This is a genomic window from Actinoplanes sp. NPDC023714 (assembly GCF_040639855.1).
In the GTDB taxonomy this organism is placed as follows: domain Bacteria; phylum Actinomycetota; class Actinomycetes; order Mycobacteriales; family Micromonosporaceae; genus Actinoplanes.
The window spans coordinates 810304-829756 of sequence record NZ_JBFAAR010000001.1 but is presented as its reverse complement, the minus strand read 5'-3'; the positions used below and the strand labels follow the sequence as shown (position 1 = coordinate 829756).

Sequence of the window (19453 nt, the reverse complement as noted above, 5' to 3'; positions counted from 1 at the left end):
TCGCGGCGCATCCACATAACCGGGTCGGACGTTCTGGCAGTCGGAAACTGACTATTGAGTAACCACCGCAGCGGCGTCCGCTATTCCGCAAGAGCGACAATACGGAGTACCAGCCACTTGACGTCGAAGGGGACACCGTGGTGACCACCCGCCTGCCGAGCGCAGGATTCTCGATCACGATTCGCATCGCCGTGACAGCGGACGCCTCGTCCATCGGCCGTCTCACCACCTGCGTGGGCGAGGCCGGAGCGATCGTGACGGCACTGGACGTGGTCGACTCGGACGCCACGCACGTGATCGTCGACCTTACCTGCGACACCGCCGACGCGGCACACGCCGACCAGGTCGTCAAACAGCTCGAGGACCAGGACGGCGTGGACGTCCGCAAGGTCTCCGACCGCACCTTCCTGCTCCACCTGGGCGGCAAGATCGAGGTCAGCTCGAAGGTCGCGCTCCGCAACCGTGACGAGCTGTCCCGGGCGTACACCCCGGGCGTGGCCCGGGTCTGCATGGCGATCGCCGAGAACCCGGCCGACGCCCGCCGCCTCACCATCAAGCGCAACACCGTGGCCGTGGTCAGCGACGGCTCGGCCGTGCTCGGCCTCGGCAACATCGGCCCGGCCGCCGCCATGCCGGTCATGGAGGGCAAGGCCGCCCTCTTCAAGCGGTTCGGCGGCGTCGACGCCTGGCCGGTCGTGCTCGACACCCAGGACACCGACGAGATCGTCGCGATCGTGAAGGCGATCGCCCCGGCGTACGGCGGGATCAACCTGGAGGACATCGCGGCGCCGCGGTGCTTCGAGATCGAGGCCCGGCTGCGCGAACTCCTCGACATCCCGGTCTTCCACGACGACCAGCACGGCACCGCCATCTGCGTGCTCGCCGCGCTGACCAACGCGATGCGGGTGGTCGGCAAGCGGATGGAGGACGTCAAGGTGGTCGTGTCCGGCGCCGGGGCGGCCGGCACCGCGATCATGAAGCTGCTGATGCGCCAGGGCGTGGGCGACATCATCGCGTACGACCGGCGGGGCGCCCTGCACCGCGGCATGTCCGACCTGAACGAGTCGATGCAGTGGCTCGCCGACAACACGAACAGGGACAACTACGCGGGCGACCTGCCGGGCGCGATCGTCGGCGCCGACGTCTTCATCGGCGTCTCCGCGCCGAACCTGCTGACCGGCGACGACATCGCGAAGATGGCCGACAAGTCGATCGTCTTCGCGATGGCCAACCCCGACCCCGAGGTCGACCCGCGCGAGGCCCGCAAGCACGCCGCGATCGTGGCGACCGGCCGGTCCGACCAGCCCAACCAGATCAACAACGTGCTGGCCTTCCCCGGCGTCTTCCGCGGCATGCTCGACGCCGGCGCCGAGGAGTTCACCGAGGAGATGGCGCTCGCCGCGGCCCGGGCCATCGCCGACGTGGTGGGCGAGGACAAGCTCAACCCGACAGTCATCATCCCGAGCGTCTTCGACCAGCGCGTGACCCCCGCCGTCGCGGCCGCGATTCGCGCTGTCGTGCGAGGGGTGCCGGTTCCGACGAATCCGGCAGCCGTCCCGGAGTCGGAGCTCGACAAAGCCCCCGAGGGCATCTTCTGACCGACCCGCTCCGACGCTGCCACCACCACCCGGGGCGGCACGGGGCGGGCACCACCCGCGATCTTGTGAAGTTCGGCCACACCGTTGCTGCGGGACTTCACAAGATCGTGGGGAAGAACGGGCGGCGTGGGACCAGCGCGGGGCGGGACCGGCGCCGCGGGGCGGGATTGCGCGGGACGGGGTCAGCGGGCCGTGGACCAGCCGGTCAGTTCGCCTACGTGGTCGGTGATCAGGCCGGCCACGCCCGCTTCGACGAGGGAGGGCCAGAGGGAGCGGTCGTTCGCCGTCCAGGGCATCACGCCCACGCCGGCGGCGGCGAGCTCGGCCATCACCGCCGGGGAGCGGAGGACGTCGGCGACCGGCGGGTTGCAGAGCGCTACGCCGAGTTCGCGGCAGAGGGAGACGGTCTCCGCGTCGAAGCGGAAGAGGAGCAGGCCACGGCGTACTTCGGGGGCGATCTCGCGGGCCTTGCGGACCACGTCCGGGTCGAAGCTCTGCACCACCGTGCGGGCGAGGAGGTCATGTCCGGCCAGGTGGGCGAGGATCGACTTGACCTCGTCCAGGGTGGCCGGGGACTTGATCTCCACGAGCAGCTCGGCGCCGGAGGCCTGGAGCAGGTCGAGGACCTCCTCCAGGGCCGGCACCCGGACACCGGCGAAGGCCGGGCTGAACCGGACGCCGGCATCCAGTGCGGCGATATCCTCGAAGCCCAGGTCCCAGACCCGGCCGTGCCCGGTCGTGGTGCGGTCCACCGTGCGGTCGTGGATCACCACGGGTACGCCGTCGGCCGTCACCCGCACGTCGAACTCGACGATCGTGGCGCCGGCCCGGATCGCGGCCTCGAAGGCGGGCAGGGTGTTCTCCGGGGCGGCGGCCGCATAGCCGCGGTGCGCGACGCGGTGCAGCATCAGCGGACACCCCCGGAGCGGGCGCGCCACGGCATCGGCGCGAGCTCGCCGGGAACGGCGGCCGCCGTCTCCGGCCCGCGCTCGCCGGAGACGGCGGCCTGCGGCACCGGCCCGCGCTCGCCGGAGACGGCGGCCTGCGGCACCGGCCCGCGCGCGCCGGAGAGGGGGGCGTGCGGCATCAGGCCAGGACCTCGCCCTCGGCGACCAGGACGGCTGGGCCCTCCAGCCACCAGGCGCCCTCCTCGTCGTGGGTGACGGTGAGGCGGCCGCCGGGCAGGTCGACGGCGATCGAGCCGGTCGTCAGGCCGGCGTCGCGCAGGGCCACCGCGCCTACCGCGAGCGCGCCGGTGCCGCAGGCCAGGGTCTCGCCGGAGCCGCGCTCGTGGACGCGCATCCGGACGTGGCCGTCGGCTCCGGTGACCGGCTCGGCTCCCTCGACGAACTCGATGTTGACGCCGTGCGGGAAGACGGCGGCGTCGAAGAGCGGTTCACGAGTGAGGTCCAGCGCGTCCAGCGCCACCCCGTCGTGCAGGCCACAGACCAGGTGGGGGTTCCCGACGTCCACCGCGACACCGGGGAAGGTCAGAGGTCCGAGGGTCGCGGTGCTCCCGGCGTACAGATCAGGGGTTGTCATCCGCACCTTGATGGTCTCCGCCCCGACCAGCGCGACCATGATCCCTGCTCGCGTCGCCACCGGAAGGCCCGCAGGGCCGGCCGTGGCGAGAGCGTTCTCCAGCAGATAGCGCACGAAGACGCGAACGCCGTTGCCGCACATCTCGGCGATCGAGCCGTCGCTGTTCCAGTAGTCCATGAACCACTCGGCCTCGCCGGCGAGACCGGCCGCCTCCGGATGTTTCGCGCTGCGCACGACCCGCAGCACGCCGTCGCCGCCGATGCCCCGGCGCCGGTCGCAGAGCGACGCGACGAGCTCCGGCGTGAGCGCGAGCGCGCCGTCGGGGTCGGACAGGATCACGAAGTCGTTGCCGGCGCCGTGTCCCTTCGTGAAACGCAGGCCGGTGGCGGAGGTCTCAAGCACGCCGCCCATCATCGCGCAACCGCCAGCGCGTCGGCCACCAGCGTCGGGGCGGCGCCGTCCAGCCAGGTGATCGACGGGTCGCGGCGGAACCAGGAGCGCTGGCGGCGGACGAACCGGCGGGTGCCGCGGGTCGTGTCCTCCTTCGCCTGCTCCTCGGTGAGCGCGCCGTCGATCTGGGCGAGCGCCTGCTGGTAGCCGAGCGCGCAGGACGCCGTGCGGCCGTCCCGGATGCCGAGCGTGTCCAGCCGGCGCACCTCGTCGATCAGGCCGGCCTCCCACATCAGGTCGACGCGGAGGGCGATGCGTTCGTCGAGCTCGGCGGTGTCCCGGTCGACACCGATCTGTACGGCGTCGTAGACCGGCTTCGGATCGGGCAGCGAGGCGGTGAAGGGCTTGCCGGTCAGCTCGATGACTTCGAGGGCGCGGACGATCCGGCGGCCGTTGGTGGGCAGGATCTTCGCGGCCGCCACCGGGTCTTTTTCCGACAAATCCGCATATAGTGGGGCAAGTCCCTCGGCTTCCGCCCGCGATTCGAGTCTTGTCCGGATTGTCGCGTCGGTGCCGGGGAACTCGAAGTCCTCCAGCACCGCGCGCACGTACAGGCCCGACCCACCGACCAGCAGCGGCACGCGATCGCGCGAAAGGATGTCGTCGATCGCGGCGCGGGCCAGGCGCTGGTACTCGGCGACCGCGGCCGGCTCGGTGACGTCCCAGATGTCGAGCAGATGGTGCGGAACGCCCTCGCGCTCGGCCACGCTCAGCTTGGCCGTCCCGATGTCCATGCCCCGGTACAGCTGCATGGAGTCGGCGTTGACCACCTCACCACCCAGTTCCCGGGCGAGCGCGATGCTCAGAGCGGATTTCCCGGCCGCCGTCGGGCCGACGACGGTGATCACGCGACGAGCTGGTGGGAACGGCACGGGCCAACGGTAGGACACCGTTGGGTCACGGTCGTTGGCGGGAGCTTTCCCCTGACCGGGTTGGACCTGTGACAATGCGCGAGAAAGAATGCCGGTGGGAAGATTGGCATTCACTGCGCTGTGGCGGTGGCCGAGGACCGGTTTGGTCCGGCGGCGCCGGGAGAACGAGGATGAGCTGATGAACGACTGGACGGCCTTCGGGCGCGTGGATGCCGACGGCACCGTGTACGTGAAGACCGCCGAGGGCGACCGGGTGGTCGGCTCCTGGCAGGCGGGTACGCCGGAGGAGGGTCTGGCGCACTTCGCTCGCCGATTCGCCGACCTGGTGACCGAGGTCGACCTCGTCGAGGCTCGCCTCAAGTCCGGCGCGGCCGACGCGTCCCACTCGCTGGCGAGCGTCAAGCGCCTGCGCACCACCCTCGACGAGGCCCACGTGGTCGGCGACATCGACGGCCTGGCGTCCCGGCTGGAGCGGCTCGCCGCCCTCGCCGAGGAGAAGGCGGGCGAGGCCCGTGCCGCCCGCGAGGTCGCGCGCACCGAGGCGCTCGCGCGCAAGACCGCCCTCGTCGAGGAGGCGGAGAAGATCGCCGCCGAGGCGACCGGCTGGAAGACGGCCGGCGACCGCCTCAAGGAGATCCTCGACGAGTGGAAAACGATCCGCGGCGTCGACAAGAAGACCGACGGCGAGCTGTGGAAGCGGTTCGCGACCGCGCGGGACGGGTTCACCCGCCGCCGCGGCGCCCACTTCGCGACCCTCGACGGCCAGCGCAAGCAGGCGCAGACCGCCAAGGAGGAGCTGGTCAAGGAGGCCGAGAGCCTCGCCGACTCGACCGAGTGGTCCAGCACGGCCAACCGGCTCAAGGAGCTGATGACCGAGTGGAAGTCGGCGCCGCGCGCCGCGAAGGAGGCCGAGCAGCGCCTCTGGGAACGCTTCCGGGCCGCGCAGGACGCGTTCTTCACCCGCCGCAGCGAGGTCTTCTCCGCCCGTGACGCGGAATACCAGGGCAACCTGGAGAAGAAGCAGGCCATCCTCGCCGAGGTCGAGGCCCTCGACGTCGACGCCGACGCCCGCGCCGCGCAGAACAAGCTCCGCGACGCGCAGGCGGCCTGGCACGAGGCCGGCCGGGTGCCGCGCGAGGCGGCCGCGTCGCTGGACCGCCGCTGGCGGGCCGCCGAGGAGCGCATCCGGGTGGCGATGGACTCGGCCTGGCGCAAGACCAGCCCGCAGGACAACCCGCTGCTGCGTCAGATGCGTGACCAGGTCGCCGAGGCGGAGCAGCGTCTCGCCCGGGCCCAGGCTGCCGGCGACACGCGCCGGATCAAGGAGGCCGAGCAGGCCCTCGCTTCGAAGCGTCAGTTCCTGGCGCTCGCGGAGCAGGCCAACTAGACGGTTCTTCATTGAGGGATGGCGGCGGGCCGTTGGCCTGCCGCCATTTCTCGTGTACGGGTCACTCCTCCGTGTTGGCGCCCGTGCACACGACTGCCACGCTCCGGCCGGCGAAGTGGTCCGGGTGTGCCAGGACCGCGGCGAGGGCGGCCGCTCCGGCGCCCTCGGCCTGGGTGTGCGCCGCCGTCGCGAGCACGCGCCGGGCCTCGGCGATCTGCTCGTCCGTGACCAGCAGGAAGTCGGCGAGACGGCCGGCCATGAGCCGCTGCGGCAGCTCGTAGCCGCGGCCGGTGGCCAGGCCGGCGGCCGTCGTCCGGTTCGGGCGCTTCAGCAGAGTCCCGGCCCGCCACGAGTCGTGGGCCGCCGGGGAGGCCTCGGCCTGGACGGCGATGACCCGGCAGTTCGGGGCCAGTTCCTCGGCGACCAGGCAGGCGGCCGCCGCGCCGGTGCCGCTGCCGACCGGGACCACGATGGCGTCCAGGTCCGGGCGGGCCTCGAGGATCTCCACGTACAGCGTGCCGACGCCGGCCAGCAGCTCCGGGGTGTCGCCGGGGCTGATCAGGCGTGCCCCGGTCATGGCGGCGAACTCCCGGGCGTACGTCTCGGCGGCCTCCAGCGACGGGCCGGTGCGGACGGCCGTGGCGCCCCAGGACTCGACCAGGTCGGCCTTCACCTGCGGGGTGCCGGCCGGCATGACGACGGTGCAGTCCGCCCCGAAGACCCGGCTCGCGTAGGCCAGCGACTGCGCGTGGTTGCCGGTCGAGTAGGTGACCAGCTTCTCCCCCGCCATGCCGGCCAGCAGGTTCAGGCCGCCGCGCACCTTGAAGGCGCCGACCGGCTGGGTGTTCTCGTGCTTGACCAGGACGTTCGCCTTCACCCGGCGGTCGATCAGCGGGTAGGACCACATCGGCGTCGGGGGCAGGTGATCGGCCAGGACGGTTCGGGCCGCCTTGATGTCGGCGAAGGTGAGATCCATGCCTCCGATCATCTTCGCTCGGCAGCCATAGATCCAATGCCTAGTTTCTGGGTGATCCATAGGCCCGGTTGATACGTTGGCGCGATGCTCGACGTCACCCGGCTCACCGTGCTCGTGGCCGTGGCCCGGCACGGCTCGGTCACCGCCGCGGCCCGCGCCCTGCACTACGCCCAGCCCTCGGTGAGCCACCACCTCGCCCGGCTCGAGGCCGAGACCGGCAGCCGGCTCGTCCAGCGGGTCGGCCGGGGCGTCCGGCTCACCGAGGCGGGACGGATGCTCGCCGACCGGGCCGAGGAGATCCTGGGCCGGCTCGCATCGGCCGAGGCCGAACTCGCCGCGCACACCGGGCTGCGCAGCGGGCGGGTGCGGCTCGCGGCGTTCCCGTCCGCGCTCGGGACGTTCGTGCCGGCCGCGGCGGCCGGGTTCGCGGCCGCCCACCCCGGACTGGACCTGCGGTTCAGCGAGGCCGAGCCGCCCGCCGCGATCCGGCTGCTGCGCAGCGGCGAGGTGGACGCCGCGCTGCTCTTCACCCATCCCGGTGACGTGACGCCGGACCTCGACGGCCTCCGCCACGAGCAACTGCTGGAGGAGGGTACGAGCCTGGTCGTGCCGGCCGGCTGGGAGGGTGATCGGCTGGCGGATCACCGGGAGCGGCCGTGGATCGGCGGCTGCGAGCGGTGCCGGGTGCGGCTCGTGAGCGCCTGCGCCGCGGAGGGGTTCGCGCCGGACATCCGGTTCACCACCGACGACTACGTGGCGGTGCAGGCCCTCGTCGCGGCCGGGATGGGGGTCACGACGCTGCCCGCCCTGGCGCTCGCGGCACACCGGAATCCGTCGGTCCGGGTGGTGCCGCTGGCCGGCCTGGCCCGCCGGATCTCGGTGGCCGTGGCCGGGGACCCGCCGGATCCGCCCGCCACGGCCGCCCTTCTCACGCACCTGAGGGCCGCCGCCCGGGCGTTGTGACGGCTGTACCGCAGGGCGACAAAACGGGCGGGGAGGCAGCCCTGCGGTACAGCCGGGATCGGCGGCTGCACGACAGGGCGGCAAAACGGGCGGGGAGGCAGCCGTGCGGTGCAGCCGGGATCGGCGGCTGTACCGCAGGGCGGCAAAACGGGCGCGGGGACAGCCGTGCGGTACAGCCGGGTCTGGGTGGCTGTACCGCACGGTGGGCGGCCGCTTCGGGGCGTGCGGGCACGCCGGAGCCGGCGGCGGGTCGCGCCGGGGGGACGTGGCCGCAGGTGTGGTGCGCCACGGGACCCGGCTGATGCGGTTGGGGACCGGGTAGTTCGTACGGAAATGGGTTTTCTTAGAGAGCGCAACCCTCGGCCGGCGGAAGCGGGGCAGGGACGCCGATGGTCGGCAGGCCCAGGGAAACGCCCTTGAGCTTGGGCGTGCGGCCCGCCTCCTGCGCGTCACCGGCCCGCGTGCGGCGGTGGGAGAGCGGATCGCCGTCGGCGTTGAGGTGGTGCGGAGCCGCGTAGGTCACCACGGTCTCGACGATGTCGCCGGGGCGCGGCGCGGTGGGGCCGGTCGCGAAGTGGACCAGGCGGCCGTCCCGCGCCCGGCCGCTCATCCGGCCGGTGCGCTCGTCCTTGCGGCCTTCGCCGACCGCGACCAGGACCTCGACCTTCTCGCCGACGAGCTTCCTGTTCTCGGCCCAGGTGATGTCCTCGAGGACGGCGATGAGGCGCTCGTAGCGCTCCTGCACGACGGCCTTGGGGAGCTGGTCCTCCATGATCGCGGCGGGGGTGCCGGGACGCTTGGAGTACTGGAACGTGAAGGCGCTGGAGAAGCGGGCCCGGCGGACCACCTCGAGGGTCTGCTCGAAGTCTTCCTCGGTCTCGCCGGGGAAGCCGACGATGATGTCGGTGGTGATCGCGGCGTCCGGCATGGCGGCGCGGACCTTGTCGATGATGCCGAGGTATTTCTCCTGGCGGTAGCTGCGGCGCATGGCCTTGAGCACGCGGTCGGAGCCGGACTGGAGCGGCATGTGCAGCGAGTGGCAGACGTTCGGCGTCTCGGCCATCGCGGCGATCACGTCGTCGGTGAAGTCCTTCGGGTGCGGGCTGGTGAAGCGGACCCGCTCCAGGCCCTCCACCTCGCCGGTGGCGCGCAGCAGCTTGCCGAAGGCGAGCCGGTCGCCGAACTCGACGCCGTAGGAGTTCACGTTCTGCCCGAGCAGGGTCACCTCGAGCACGCCCTCGGCCACCAGCGCGCGGACCTCGGACAGGATGTCGCCGGGGCGGCGGTCCTTCTCCTTGCCGCGCAGCGACGGGACGATGCAGAACGTGCAGGTGTTGTTGCAGCCCACCGAGATGGAGACCCAGCCGGCGTAGGTGGACTCGCGCTTCGTCGGCAGCGTCGAGGGGAAGACCTCGAGCGACTCGAGGAGCTCGACCTGCGCCTCCTCGTTGTGCCGGGCGCGCTCCAGCAGGGCCGGCAGCGAGCCGATGTTGTGGGTGCCGAAGACCACGTCGACCCAGGGGGCCTTCTTGACGATGTCGCCCTGGTCCTTCTGCGCGAGGCAGCCGCCCACCGCGATCTGCATGCCCGGGTTCTTCAGCTTCGTCGGCCGCAGGTGGCCGAGGTTGCCGTAGAGCCGGTTGTCGGCGTTCTCCCGGACCGCGCAGGTGTTGAAGACCACGACGTCCGCCGTATCCGGCGCGGCGGCGCGCACGTAGCCGGCGTCCTCCATCAGGCCGGAGATCCGCTCGCTGTCGTGCACGTTCATCTGGCAGCCGTAGGTGCGCACGTCGTAGGTGCGGGCGCTGCCCTGGATTTCGGTAGTCATGGCAATTGACCAGGCTACCCCTCACGCGGCGGCGGGCCGCTCCGGCGTCGGGTCGGGAGGGAACCGCGAACGGTCACATCCCGCCCGGGCCGCACAGGCCGGATCCGAGCCGGTGCACGGCCGCACGTCCCGGCGCTCCGGGCCGTCGTCGGTCTCCACCTCGGTGACGTGCACGGCACGGAGAGTGCCGTCCGGCTCGGCCAGGACGTACCGGGTCGGGTTGAGGGTGTCGTCGGGGAGCAGGATCGCGGCGTGCAGCCGGACCGCGACGGCGCTGGCGATGGTCTCCTCGGCCACGTTCGCCGGCGCGAGATAGACGTCGACGAGTGTCGGGAAGTCGCCACCGACGTGGTAGACGTCCGCCATCAGGGCTCCGGGCAGGGCGTTCTCGATCTCGCCGACGCCGCGCTCCAGGGCGCCCGCCAGCGCGCCTCGCACCCGGTCGGCGTCGATGTGCTGGGCGACACACCAGTTCCAGAGGCCGTCCGCCATGCTCACCATGCTGTACACCTCTCTGGCGCGGAACAGGCTGTGTTACCGCTCCGTGACCATTCTCGACACGATCCGATACTGACCGCCCCCTAGGGTGTGTCCATTCGAGTGAACCGACAACGAGTGGATGGACCAGGGGTGACAGACGAAGCACTCATCGTGCTGGACAGCGTCAACAAGTGGTTCGGCCCCCTGCACGTGCTGCAGGACGTGAGCCTGTCTGTCGCGCGCGGCGAGGTCGTGGTCGTGATCGGACCCTCCGGTTCCGGCAAGTCCACCCTGTGCCGCGCCATCAACCGGCTCGAGCCGATCAACTCCGGCACGATCACGTTCGACGGACAGCCGCTCGCGGCCGAGGGCCGGCAGCTCGCCAAGCTGCGCAGCGAGGTCGGCATGGTGTTCCAGTCGTTCAACCTCTTCGCGCACAAGACCATCCTGCAGAACGTCATGCTGGGGCCGGTCAAGGTGCGCAAGGAGAAGCCGGCCGTGGTGCGCGACCGGGCCATGCAGCTGCTGGAGCGGGTCGGCATCGCGAACCAGGCCGACAAGTACCCGGCTCAGCTCTCCGGCGGCCAGCAGCAGCGGGTCGCGATCGCGCGGGCGCTCGCCATGCAGCCCAAGGCGCTGCTCTTCGACGAGCCGACCAGCGCGCTCGACCCGGAGATGGTCGGCGAGGTTCTGGACGTGATGACCTCGCTCGCCCGGGAGGGCATGACCATGGTGGTGGTCACCCACGAGATGGGCTTCGCCCGGCACGCGGCGAACCGGGTGGTCTTCATGGCCGACGGCCAGCTCGTCGAGCAGGCGGCGCCGGAGGAGTTCTTCGCCAACCCGAAGAGTGAACGCGCACGCGATTTCCTCTCCAAGATCCTGACGCACTGACCAAGAACCAATTTTCGAGGAGCGTAAACATGCGCATCACCCGATTTGCAGCGACCTTCGGCGCGCTCACCATGGCGCTCGCCGTGGCGGCATGCGGCGGCGGCGACGACGAGAGCGGCAGCTCCGGTGGCGCCTCCGGCATCGTCGGCAAGGCGTCCAGCGACAAGAAGCTGGTCATCGGCGTGAAGGCCGACCAGCCGGGTCTCGGCCTGCAGACCGGTAGCACCTACACCGGCTTCGACATCGAGATCGGCAAGATCATCGCGAAGGGCCTCGGCGTCGAGGAGAGCGGGATCGAGTGGAAGACCACCGTCTCCGCGAACCGTGAGCCGTACATCCAGCAGGGCCAGGTCGACCTCGTCGTGGCGACCTACACGATCAACGACGAGCGCAAGAAGGTCGTCAACTTCGGCGGGCCGTACTACATCGCCGGCCAGGACCTGCTCGTGCCGGTCGACTCGACGATCACCGGGCCGGAGGCCCTCGCGGGCAAGAAGGTCTGCTCGGTCAGCGGCTCGACCCCGGCCAAGCGGATCCAGACCGACTACAAGGACGCCCAGCTCCAGCAGTTCGACTCGTACTCCAAGTGCGTGACGGCGCTGGCCGGCGGTCAGGTCGACGCGGTCACCACCGACGACATCATCCTGGCCGGTTACGCCGCCCAGGACCAGTACGCCGGCAAGTTCAAGGTGGTCGGCAAGCCGTTCAGCGAGGAGCCGTACGGCATCGGCCTGAAGAAGGACGACAGCGAGGGCTGCAAGAAGATCAACGAGATCCTCACGGCCGCCGCGTCCGACGGCTCCTACAAGGCCGCCTGGGACAACACGCTCGGCAAGAGCGGCACCGCGGCGCCGGAGCTCGACACGACCAAGCTGACCAACTGCTCCTGATTCTCCTTGAGTTGAGCGGAGCCGGGTTCCCCCGGCTCCGCTCTCCCTTTGCCTGAAGGTGCCGATGGACGTCTTCTCCGATCCCTACAACGTCGACGTGTACGTGACCGGGTTCCTCTGGATCCTGAAGCTCACCGCGGCATCCACGGTGGGCGCGCTCGTGCTCGGCGTGCTGCTGGCCGCCATGCGGGTCTCCCCCGTGCCGGTGCTGCGCGGCTTCGGCGCGGCCTGGGTGAACACGTTCCGGAACACGCCACTCACCCTGATCATCTTCTTCTGCTATTTCGGGCTCTTCTCGACGCTCGGCTTCTCGGTCTCCGACGAGATCGACCTGAACAACTACTGGCTCGGCGTCATCGGCCTCTCGGTCTACACGGCGGCGTTCGTCTGCGAGGCGATCCGGTCCGGCATCAACACCGTCCCGCCGGGCCAGGCCGAGGCCGCCCGCGCGATCGGCATGTCGTTCCGGCAGACCCTCATGATGATCGTCCTGCCGCAGGCCGGCCGGGCCGTGATCGCGCCGCTCGGCAGCATCTTCATCGCCCTGTCGAAGAACGCCACGATCGTCGGCACGATCGGGCTCATGGAGTCGTCGAACGCGATGAAGGAACTGATCAACGCGAACGGCGACGCCGTCATCCCGATCTTCCTGGTCTTCGCCGGGACGTTCGCGATCGTCCTGATCCCCGCCGGGTACGGCTTCGGCTGGCTGGCCAACCGTCTGGCGGTGAAGCGATGAGCACGGACGCCGTCCTGTACGACCACCCCGGCCCGCGCGCCAAACGGCGGAACGCGATCCTCACGGTCGTGTTCGGCCTGGCCATCCTGGGACTGCTCTACTGGATCTACGCGAAGTTCGACGAGAAGGGCCAGTGGGCGGCGGCCCTCTGGAAGCCGTTCATCGAGGCCAGCACGTGGACCGACTACATCATCCCGGGTCTGCTGCACACCCTCGGCGCGGCCGCCGTCGCGATGCTGCTCGCGCTGGCGTTCGGCATCGTCTTCTCGGTGGGCCGGCTCTCCGACCACTGGTGGGTGCGGGTCCCGGCCGGCGTCGTCGTCGAGTTCTTCCGGGCCGTGCCGCTGCTGCTGCTGATGTTCTTCATCTTCTTCGGCGTGCCGTTCCTCACCGAGCAGCCGATGTCGATCTTCTGGGCCGTCGTCATCGGCCTGACCCTCTACAACGGGTCGGTGCTCGCCGAGGCGTTCCGGGCCGGCATCCTCGCGGTGCCGCGCGGGCAGAGCGAGGCGGCGTACGCGCTCGGCATGCGCAAGAGCCAGGTGATGCGGGAGATCCTCGTCCCGCAGGCCGCCCGGTCGATGCTGCCGGTGATCGTCAGCCAGATGGTCGTCCTGGTGAAGGACACGGCGCTCGGCTACATCATCAGCTACAGCGAGCTTCTCCAGTACGGCGTGAACAACGTGGCCGCGAACTTCGGCAACGTGGTCCAGGCCGCGATCGTCGTGGCGATCATCTTCATCCTGGTGAACTCGGCGCTGACCGCTCTGGCCGGCCTGCTGGAGCGCCGGACCCGGCGGGGCGGCAAGGCGCCGCGGGGCACCGGGCAGCCGGTTCCGGCCGGCCTGGTGCAGACCGGCGAGGCCGCCGGGGACTGACGTCCCTACCGGGCCAGTTCCGTCACACGCGACTCCCTGACGACCGTGACGCGGATCTGGCCCGGATAGGTCAGCTCCTCCTCGATCTGCTTCGCCACGTCGCGGGCCAGCACCGCCGCGCCGATGTCGTCGATGTCGTCCGGCCGCACCATCACCCGGATCTCGCGGCCGGCCTGCATGGCGAACACCTTCTCGACGCCGACCTTGCCCCCGGCGATCTCCTCGATTCGTTCAAGGCGTTTCACGTACGCCTCCAGGCTCTCCCGCCGGGCGCCCGGCCGTCCCCCGGAACACGCGTCGGCCGCCTGTGTCAGCACGGCCTCGATGGTCTGCGGCGGCACCTCGTTGTGATGCGCTTCGATGGCGTGCACGACGTCGTCGTGTTCGCCGTACTTGCGGGCCAGGTCCGCGCCGATCAGGGCGTGACTGCCCTCCACCTCGTGGGTGAGCGCCTTGCCGATGTCGTGCAGGAACGCGGCCCGCTTCATCGTCGGCACGTCCAGGCCCAGCTCGGCCGCCATGATCCCGGCGATGTGGGCGGTCTCGACGAGGTGCTTCAGCACGTTCTGGCCGTAGCTGGTGCGGTAGCGCAGCCGGCCCAGCAGCTTCACCAGCTCCGGGTGGATGTTCGTGATGCCGACGTCGACGAGCGCCTCCTCGGCGGCCCGGTCGCAGAGGACCTCCACCTCGTTCTTGGCGCTGTCGAAGACCTCCTCGATCCGGTGCGGGTGGATCCGGCCGTCCAGGACCAGCTTCTCCAGGGTGAGCCGGCCGACCTCCCGGCGTACCGGGTCGAAGCAGGAGAGCAGCACCGCCTCCGGGGTGTCGTCGATGATCAGGTTGACCCCGGTGGTCGACTCGAACGCCCGGATGTTGCGGCCCTCACGGCCGATGATCCGGCCCTTCATCTCGTCGCTCGGCAGGTGCAGCACGCTGACCACGCTCTCCGCGGTCTGCTCGCTGGCGATCCGCTGGATCGCGTCGACCACGATGTGCCGGGCCCGGGTGTCCGCGGTGCTCTTCGCCTCGATCTCGATGTCCCGGATCAGGATCGCCGCCTCGCGCTTCGCCTGCCCCTCGATCGACTCGATGAGCTCGGTCTTCGCCGTCTCGGCGGTCAGCGCGGCGATCCGCTCCAGCTCGCGGCGCTTCGTCTCCTCCACCTTGGCGATCTCCGCCTCGCGCTTGGTGAGGGTCGCCTCCCGGGTGGACAGGTCACTCTCCAGCGCGGCGAGGCGGCGCTCCCGCTCGACGAGGCGCTCCACCTCCTCGGCGTGCAGCCGCTCCCGCTCGTCGATCCGGGCCGCCCGGCGCTCCACCTCGGCGGCCTGCTCCTTCGCCGTGGCGTTGAGCAGGGCGATCTCGCGTTCGCCGGACCGGCGGGCCTGGGTGCGCAACTGCTCGGCGTCGGCCTCGGCCTGCCGGTGCGCGTGCTCCAGGATCGTGTCGGCCTCGCTGTGGGCGGCCTCCAGGACGCGCCGGGCCTCGGCCCTCGCCGCCCCGGCCTCCGCCTTCGCGGCGGCGGTCTCCGCCCGTACCGTTGCGGCTTTGGCATTGGCGTCGGCGACCTTCGCCTGCGCGGCGCCGACCTCCTGCTCCTGCCGCTCGTGGGCGTCGTGGCGCTCGGACTGCATCTGACGCAGCGCACGCGCCCCGAGGACCAGCCCGGCTATCACCGATGCGGCGAGCACGATGACAGCAATCACGAGCACCCAGTCCAGGGGGGTCATCTCGCCGCGTCTCCCTTCGCCGCCGGCGCGGTGGTCAACGCGCGCGGCCATCCTGCGGGATGCCCGACCAAAGCAGTGATCGCGGACGGCCTCTCCCGCAGCCCACGTCTCCTCTCCCTGCCTTCTCCGGGGTACGGCTCGGCGCCGGTCGGCTCGTCACGAGCCTCCGGGGTCGCGTCCGCGGCGGCGGTCAGCGTTCCGAGGCGCTGATCACCGAATCGGACGAATCGGCAGTGAGGCAGCCGGCTGTGTCAGCCGCCGCCGGAGCGTGTGGAGTTGTGGGCCGCCTGCCGCCCTCGTCGCCGGCCGCGTGGGTCGCGGTCGGTGACGACACCGGCGAGTGCGGGTGAAGCGTTCAAGTGATGCCGTAATGTGATGCGATCTATGTTGTGTCTGTAGCTTGCGATGGTCGAACAAACCTTGTGTAACGCGAGGCTAGGTCGCGAGCACCGCTTCGGTCAAGGACTCATGATTCGGCAGCGGATAGGACGTACGGCACAGACGTGCTTACGCCCAGCTCACGATCTCTCCGGGACATTTCCGACGTACCGTGTGATGACGCCTCGGTCGTCGTTATCAACTCGCAACCGACGACATGATCGTCGTTGGCGTCGCCGCGGTCGTGCGTCGCTCTGCGTAGCTGTGACGGCGCGGGGTTCCGCCCCCCAGATCCCCGCGAAAGGGGTTCAGGCCTCACATCAGGACTATATCGGTGAGGGGTTCCGGTATCGCCATCAACGCCATGTGCGGGCGCTAGCCGGGGTGGGCCGGCACGCTCCAGCGGGGCGCCTCACGCGGCCCGGCTCCTCACGCGGCCCGGCTCGCCTGCACGCAGCACGGCGTCTCACGCGGCCCGGCCGCCTGCACGCAGCACGGCGCCTCACGCGGCCCGGCCGCCATCGCACGGCGGGGCGCCTCATTCCGCCCGGCCGCTTCCCCTCTCGCGGGGTGCTTCACCTGGTGGCACCCGGTGGAGCCTCAGGCGCTGGGGCCGGCCTCGTCGGCCAGGGCGTCCTCGTCGATGGCGTCGGCGAACTCGGCTGCCTCGGCGTCGCGGGCGGCCAGCGCATCCTTGACGGCGCGGAACGCTATGCCGGCCGGGTAGCCCTTGCGGGCCAGCATCGCCACGAGGCGGCGGAAGACGGCTTCGGGAGTTCCGGTGGCCGTCCGGAGCTTGCGGTCGACCAGGGCGCGGGCCGCTTCGGCCTCGGCCTCGTCGTCGACGGCTTCGAGGGCCTCGCTCGCCACCTCGGCGTCGACCCCGCGCTGGCGAAGCTCGTTCGCGAGGGCGCGACGGGCCAGGCCGCGCCCGTGATGCCGGCTGGAGACCCAGGCCCGGGCGAACGCGGCGTCGTCGATGATGCCGACCTCGTCGTAGCGGTCGAGCACCTCGGTGATCACCTCGTCGGAGATGCCCTTGCGGGTGAGGACCTTCGACAGCTCGGCACGCGTGCGCGGACGCACCGCCAGCTGGCGGATACAGATCTCCCGCGCCCGCTCCGGCTCGGACTGCTGCTCCGCGGAACGACGCTCGCCGCCCCGCCCCCGCGTGCCATCGCCACCGCCCGGCCCGCCGGCACCACCGCCGGCGCCATCGCGAGCGCCGAAGCCCTCGCGGCGGCCGAAGCCGTCACGGTCACCACGGCCGCCGGGACTGCCCGGGCCGCCGAGGTAATAGCCGCCCGAGCCACCGGCGTCGCCTCGGCCGGAGCCCACGGGGCCGCCCAGGTGGTAGCCGCCTGGGCCGCCGCCGGCGCTGGAACCGCCCGGGTTTGGGCCGCCGCCGGCGCTGGAACCGCCCGGGTTGGGGCCGCCTGGGCCGCCCAGGTAGTAGCGGCCCGCCGGCGACGGGCCGTCGTCTGCGGGGACTCCGCTTCCCCCGGACTCGGCGGGCTCGGAGGAGTCGGCGCCGAAGACGGTGGAGTCGGGGACTTCGCCGTCTCGGGGAGCGCGGCGGGGCTTGTTGCCCCACCGATTAGCGGGCCGGCGGGAGCGTTTCGGCTCGGCGCCGGTTTCGGAGTCGTCCGCGGGCCGGGGCGGGATGGCATCCCACCCGCGCCCGGACCGCGCACCACGTCGTCCTGCCATGACGGCTCACCGCATCAGAAGTCGACCGGCGGGAGCTCGGGGCCGCCCGCGGCATCGCCGGTGGTCTGGCCCACGCCGAGCTTCTCCAGGATCTTCTTCTCGATCTCGGCGGCCACGTCGGGGTTCTCCTTGAGGAACTCCCGCGCCTTCTCCTTGCCCTGGCCGAGCTGGTCGCCGTCGTAGGTGTACCACGCACCGGACTTGCGGATGATGCTCTGCTCGACGCCGACGTCGATGAGCGAGCCCTCGCGGGAGATGCCCTTGCCGTACATGATGTCGAACTCGGCCTGCTTGAACGGCGCGGCCACCTTGTTCTTCACGACCTTGACCCGGGTCCGGTTGCCGACCACGTCGGTGCCGTCCTTCAGGCTCTCGATGCGGCGCACGTCGAGACGGACGGACGCGTAGAACTTCAGCGCGCGGCCACCGGTCGTGGTCTCGGGCGAGCCGAACATCACGCCGATCTTCTCGCGGAGCTGGTTGATGAAGATCGCGGTGGTGCCCGAGTTGTTCAGAATACCGGTGATCTTGCGGAGCGCCTGGCTCATGAGGCGGGCCTGGAGACCGACGTGGCTGTCACCCATCTCACCCTCGATCTCGGCACGCGGCACGAGGGCGGCCACCGAGTCGATGACGATGATGTCGAGCGCGCCCGAGCGGATCAGCATGTCGGCGATCTCGAGGGCCTGCTCACCGGTGTCGGGCTGGGAGACCAGCAGGGCGTCGGTGTCGACACCCAGGGCACGGGCGTATTCCGGGTCGAGGGCGTGCTCGGCGTCGATGAACGCCGCGATGCCGCCGGCCTTCTGCGCGTTCGCCACGGCGTGCAGGGCGACCGTCGTCTTACCGCTGGACTCGGGGCCGTAGACCTCGATGACGCGGCCCCGCGGCAGGCCGCCGACGCCGAGCGCCACGTCGAGCGCGATCGAGCTCGTCGGGATGACGGCGGTCTGCACGACCGGCCGCTCCCCGAGCCGCATCACGGACCCCTTGCCGAACTGCTTGTCGATCTGTGCCAGCGCCAGTTCGAGCGCCTTTTCCCGATCCTGTCCTGCCATTGCCGCCACCCCTGTATTCGACTTCGCGTTCGCGGTCTTCGCCGAAGAGCTTCTGTTCACCACGGCCGACACGTTAGGCGGTGGGTACGACAAAAATCTCCCACCCCGCTCCGGCCTGTGGATGACCGAGCCGCTGTGGACAATAGCCGAACACCTGTACGACTATCGAGTGACACGCCAGAACAGGCGTACGAAAACAACGTCATCGCAGGCGGGAAGGCACCCGATCGGGGTACGCGGCCACCACTGCTCGCCAGATCGTGACGGTCTCGACACCCTGTGCAATGGCCTGATCGATGGTCCGCCCGCCCAGCGCCGAAAAGGCGTGATCGGCCGCGATGCTCCGCGCATACGCAGCCCCGAATGTCTCCTCGAGACGTCCCCAGAAATCTGTCAACCGCACCGTACGAGCGTACTCAGGCGGTGGCCGCCACCTTGAGGTCGTCGACCAGCCCCCGGTAAGCGATCTCACGACTGTCGGCCCTCAGCACCGCCGACGGATGGATCGTGGCGAGGACCTGGATCTCGGCGACCGGGAAGTCCTCCGGGTGCTCGGCCGAGGCCGGCCACGGCATCAACCGGCCGCGCGAGCGGGTCACCCGGAACGACGGGCCGAGCAGCGCCTTGGCCGCCGTCGCGCCCAGCACCACCACGAGCTCCGGCTGGAGCAGCGAGAACTCGGCCACCAGCCAGGGCCGGCAGGCGGTGATGTGGGCCGGGCCGGGCGTCTGGTGGATGCGCCGCTTGCCCCGCATCTCGAACCGGAAGTGCTTCACCGCGTTCGAGATGTAGAGCTCGGCCGGGTCGATGCCGGCGTCGTCGACGGCCTCGCGCAGCAGCCGGCCGGCCGGGCCGACGAACGGGAGGCCGCGCTGGTCCTCCACGTCGCCGGGCTGCTCGCCGACGAAGACGATCCGGGCCTGCTCGGCGCCCCGGCCGAAGACCGTCTGCGTCGCGTTCTCGTGCAGCTCGCAACCCCGGCAGCCGGCGGCCGCGTCCTTCAGCTCGGCGATGCTCCGGGGGTGCGGCGGCACCCATTCCTGTGCCCCGGGCGGCGGTTCGGTCGATGCCATCCGACTG

The 19453-nt window shown here is 70.9% G+C and carries 18 protein-coding genes and 1 pseudogene; 7 read left to right on the top strand and 12 right to left on the bottom strand.

Annotation, left to right across the window (positions count from 1 at the left end; all coding sequences use genetic code 11):
- The first annotated feature begins 137 nt into the window (after positions 1-137).
- Positions 138-1598 carry an NAD-dependent malic enzyme gene (locus tag AB0G10_RS04005; protein WP_360916086.1) on the top strand — a complete coding sequence of 487 codons (1461 nt, stop codon included), beginning with the start codon at positions 138-140 and terminating at the stop codon, positions 1596-1598.
- A gap of 182 nt (positions 1599-1780) precedes the next feature.
- Here the strand turns inward: AB0G10_RS04005 and AB0G10_RS04000 are convergent, their stop codons facing one another.
- Genes AB0G10_RS04000 through miaA form a run of 4 tightly spaced genes read right to left on the bottom strand, consistent with a single transcriptional unit; the run spans position 1781 to position 4462 of the window.
- The gene (locus tag AB0G10_RS04000; protein ID WP_360916083.1) at positions 1781-2506 is read right to left on the bottom strand and encodes a glycerophosphodiester phosphodiesterase family protein; all 726 of its coding nucleotides are present in this window, start codon (positions 2504-2506) and stop codon (positions 1781-1783) included.
- Positions 2506-2685, bottom strand: coding sequence for a hypothetical protein (locus AB0G10_RS03995; protein WP_360916080.1), 180 nt, complete (start codon positions 2683-2685; stop codon positions 2506-2508). The genes AB0G10_RS04000 and AB0G10_RS03995 overlap by 1 nt, the downstream gene beginning before the upstream one ends.
- Positions 2685-3518 (bottom strand): diaminopimelate epimerase, encoded by an 834-nt coding sequence (gene dapF, locus AB0G10_RS03990; protein ID WP_360917949.1) that lies wholly within the window; start codon positions 3516-3518, stop codon positions 2685-2687. Before dapF ends, AB0G10_RS03995 begins: the two co-directional genes overlap by 1 nt.
- 32 nt (positions 3519-3550) lie before the next feature.
- Complete coding sequence (miaA, locus tag AB0G10_RS03985) at positions 3551-4462, bottom strand: tRNA (adenosine(37)-N6)-dimethylallyltransferase MiaA (protein WP_360916077.1); 912 nt, start codon at positions 4460-4462, stop codon at positions 3551-3553.
- 178 nt (positions 4463-4640) lie between these two features.
- On the opposite strand from miaA, the gene AB0G10_RS03980 reads away from it, so the two are divergent.
- Entirely contained in the window at positions 4641-5849 is a 1209-nt protein-coding gene (locus AB0G10_RS03980) for a DUF349 domain-containing protein (RefSeq protein ID WP_360916074.1), read from the top strand.
- A 61-nt stretch (positions 5850-5910) separates the two neighbouring features.
- On the opposite strand, the gene AB0G10_RS03975 is transcribed toward AB0G10_RS03980, so the two are convergent.
- Positions 5911-6825 carry a pyridoxal-phosphate dependent enzyme gene (locus AB0G10_RS03975; RefSeq protein WP_360916072.1) on the bottom strand — a complete coding sequence of 305 codons (915 nt, stop codon included), beginning with the start codon at positions 6823-6825 and terminating at the stop codon, positions 5911-5913.
- 84 nt (positions 6826-6909) lie between these two features.
- On the opposite strand from AB0G10_RS03975, the gene AB0G10_RS03970 reads away from it, so the two are divergent.
- The gene (locus AB0G10_RS03970; protein WP_360916070.1) at positions 6910-7788 is read left to right on the top strand and encodes a LysR family transcriptional regulator; all 879 of its coding nucleotides are present in this window, start codon (positions 6910-6912) and stop codon (positions 7786-7788) included.
- A 343-nt stretch (positions 7789-8131) separates the two neighbouring features.
- Here the strand turns inward: AB0G10_RS03970 and miaB are convergent, their stop codons facing one another.
- Together miaB and AB0G10_RS03960 are read right to left on the bottom strand one after the other, a co-directional pair.
- Entirely contained in the window at positions 8132-9616 is a 1485-nt protein-coding gene (miaB, locus tag AB0G10_RS03965; RefSeq protein WP_360916067.1) for a tRNA (N6-isopentenyl adenosine(37)-C2)-methylthiotransferase MiaB, read from the bottom strand.
- Between the two features lie 21 nt (positions 9617-9637).
- Positions 9638-10117, bottom strand: coding sequence for a hypothetical protein (locus AB0G10_RS03960; RefSeq protein ID WP_360916064.1), 480 nt, complete (start codon positions 10115-10117; stop codon positions 9638-9640).
- 129 nt (positions 10118-10246) lie between these two features.
- On the opposite strand from AB0G10_RS03960, the gene AB0G10_RS03955 reads away from it, so the two are divergent.
- The 4 genes from AB0G10_RS03955 to AB0G10_RS03940 all read left to right on the top strand — a co-directional run bounded on the left by AB0G10_RS03955 (position 10247) and on the right by AB0G10_RS03940 (position 13497).
- Positions 10247-10990, top strand: coding sequence for an amino acid ABC transporter ATP-binding protein (locus AB0G10_RS03955; protein WP_360916061.1), 744 nt, complete (start codon positions 10247-10249; stop codon positions 10988-10990).
- 29 nt (positions 10991-11019) lie between these two features.
- Positions 11020-11880, top strand: coding sequence for a glutamate ABC transporter substrate-binding protein (locus AB0G10_RS03950; protein ID WP_360916058.1), 861 nt, complete (start codon positions 11020-11022; stop codon positions 11878-11880).
- Between the two features lie 64 nt (positions 11881-11944).
- A complete protein-coding gene (locus AB0G10_RS03945) occupies positions 11945-12619 on the top strand; it encodes an amino acid ABC transporter permease (RefSeq protein ID WP_360916056.1) in 675 nt (224 codons plus the stop codon).
- The gene (locus tag AB0G10_RS03940; RefSeq protein WP_360916053.1) at positions 12616-13497 is read left to right on the top strand and encodes an amino acid ABC transporter permease; all 882 of its coding nucleotides are present in this window, start codon (positions 12616-12618) and stop codon (positions 13495-13497) included. Before AB0G10_RS03945 ends, AB0G10_RS03940 begins: the two co-directional genes overlap by 4 nt.
- Positions 13498-13502: 5 nt before the next feature.
- Here AB0G10_RS03940 and rny read toward each other — a convergent pair whose 3' ends face one another.
- The 5 genes and pseudogenes from rny to AB0G10_RS03915 form a co-directional block, all read right to left on the bottom strand.
- On the bottom strand, positions 13503-15227 hold the full coding sequence (gene rny, locus AB0G10_RS03935) for a ribonuclease Y (RefSeq protein WP_360916050.1): 1725 nt from the start codon (positions 15225-15227) through the stop codon (positions 13503-13505).
- A 978-nt stretch (positions 15228-16205) separates the two neighbouring features.
- A pseudogene (locus AB0G10_RS03930) lies at positions 16206-16733 on the bottom strand (regulatory protein RecX); the annotation flags it as partial.
- Between the two features lie 596 nt (positions 16734-17329).
- A complete protein-coding gene (gene recA / locus AB0G10_RS03925; protein ID WP_360916048.1) occupies positions 17330-18373 on the bottom strand; it encodes a recombinase RecA in 1044 nt (347 codons plus the stop codon).
- Between the two features lie 202 nt (positions 18374-18575).
- The gene (locus tag AB0G10_RS03920; RefSeq protein ID WP_360916046.1) at positions 18576-18776 is read right to left on the bottom strand and encodes a DUF3046 domain-containing protein; all 201 of its coding nucleotides are present in this window, start codon (positions 18774-18776) and stop codon (positions 18576-18578) included.
- Positions 18777-18789: 13 nt separating this feature from the next.
- The gene (locus AB0G10_RS03915) at positions 18790-19446 is read right to left on the bottom strand and encodes a UdgX family uracil-DNA binding protein (protein ID WP_360916043.1); all 657 of its coding nucleotides are present in this window, start codon (positions 19444-19446) and stop codon (positions 18790-18792) included.
- Between the last annotated feature and the right edge of the window lie 7 nt (positions 19447-19453).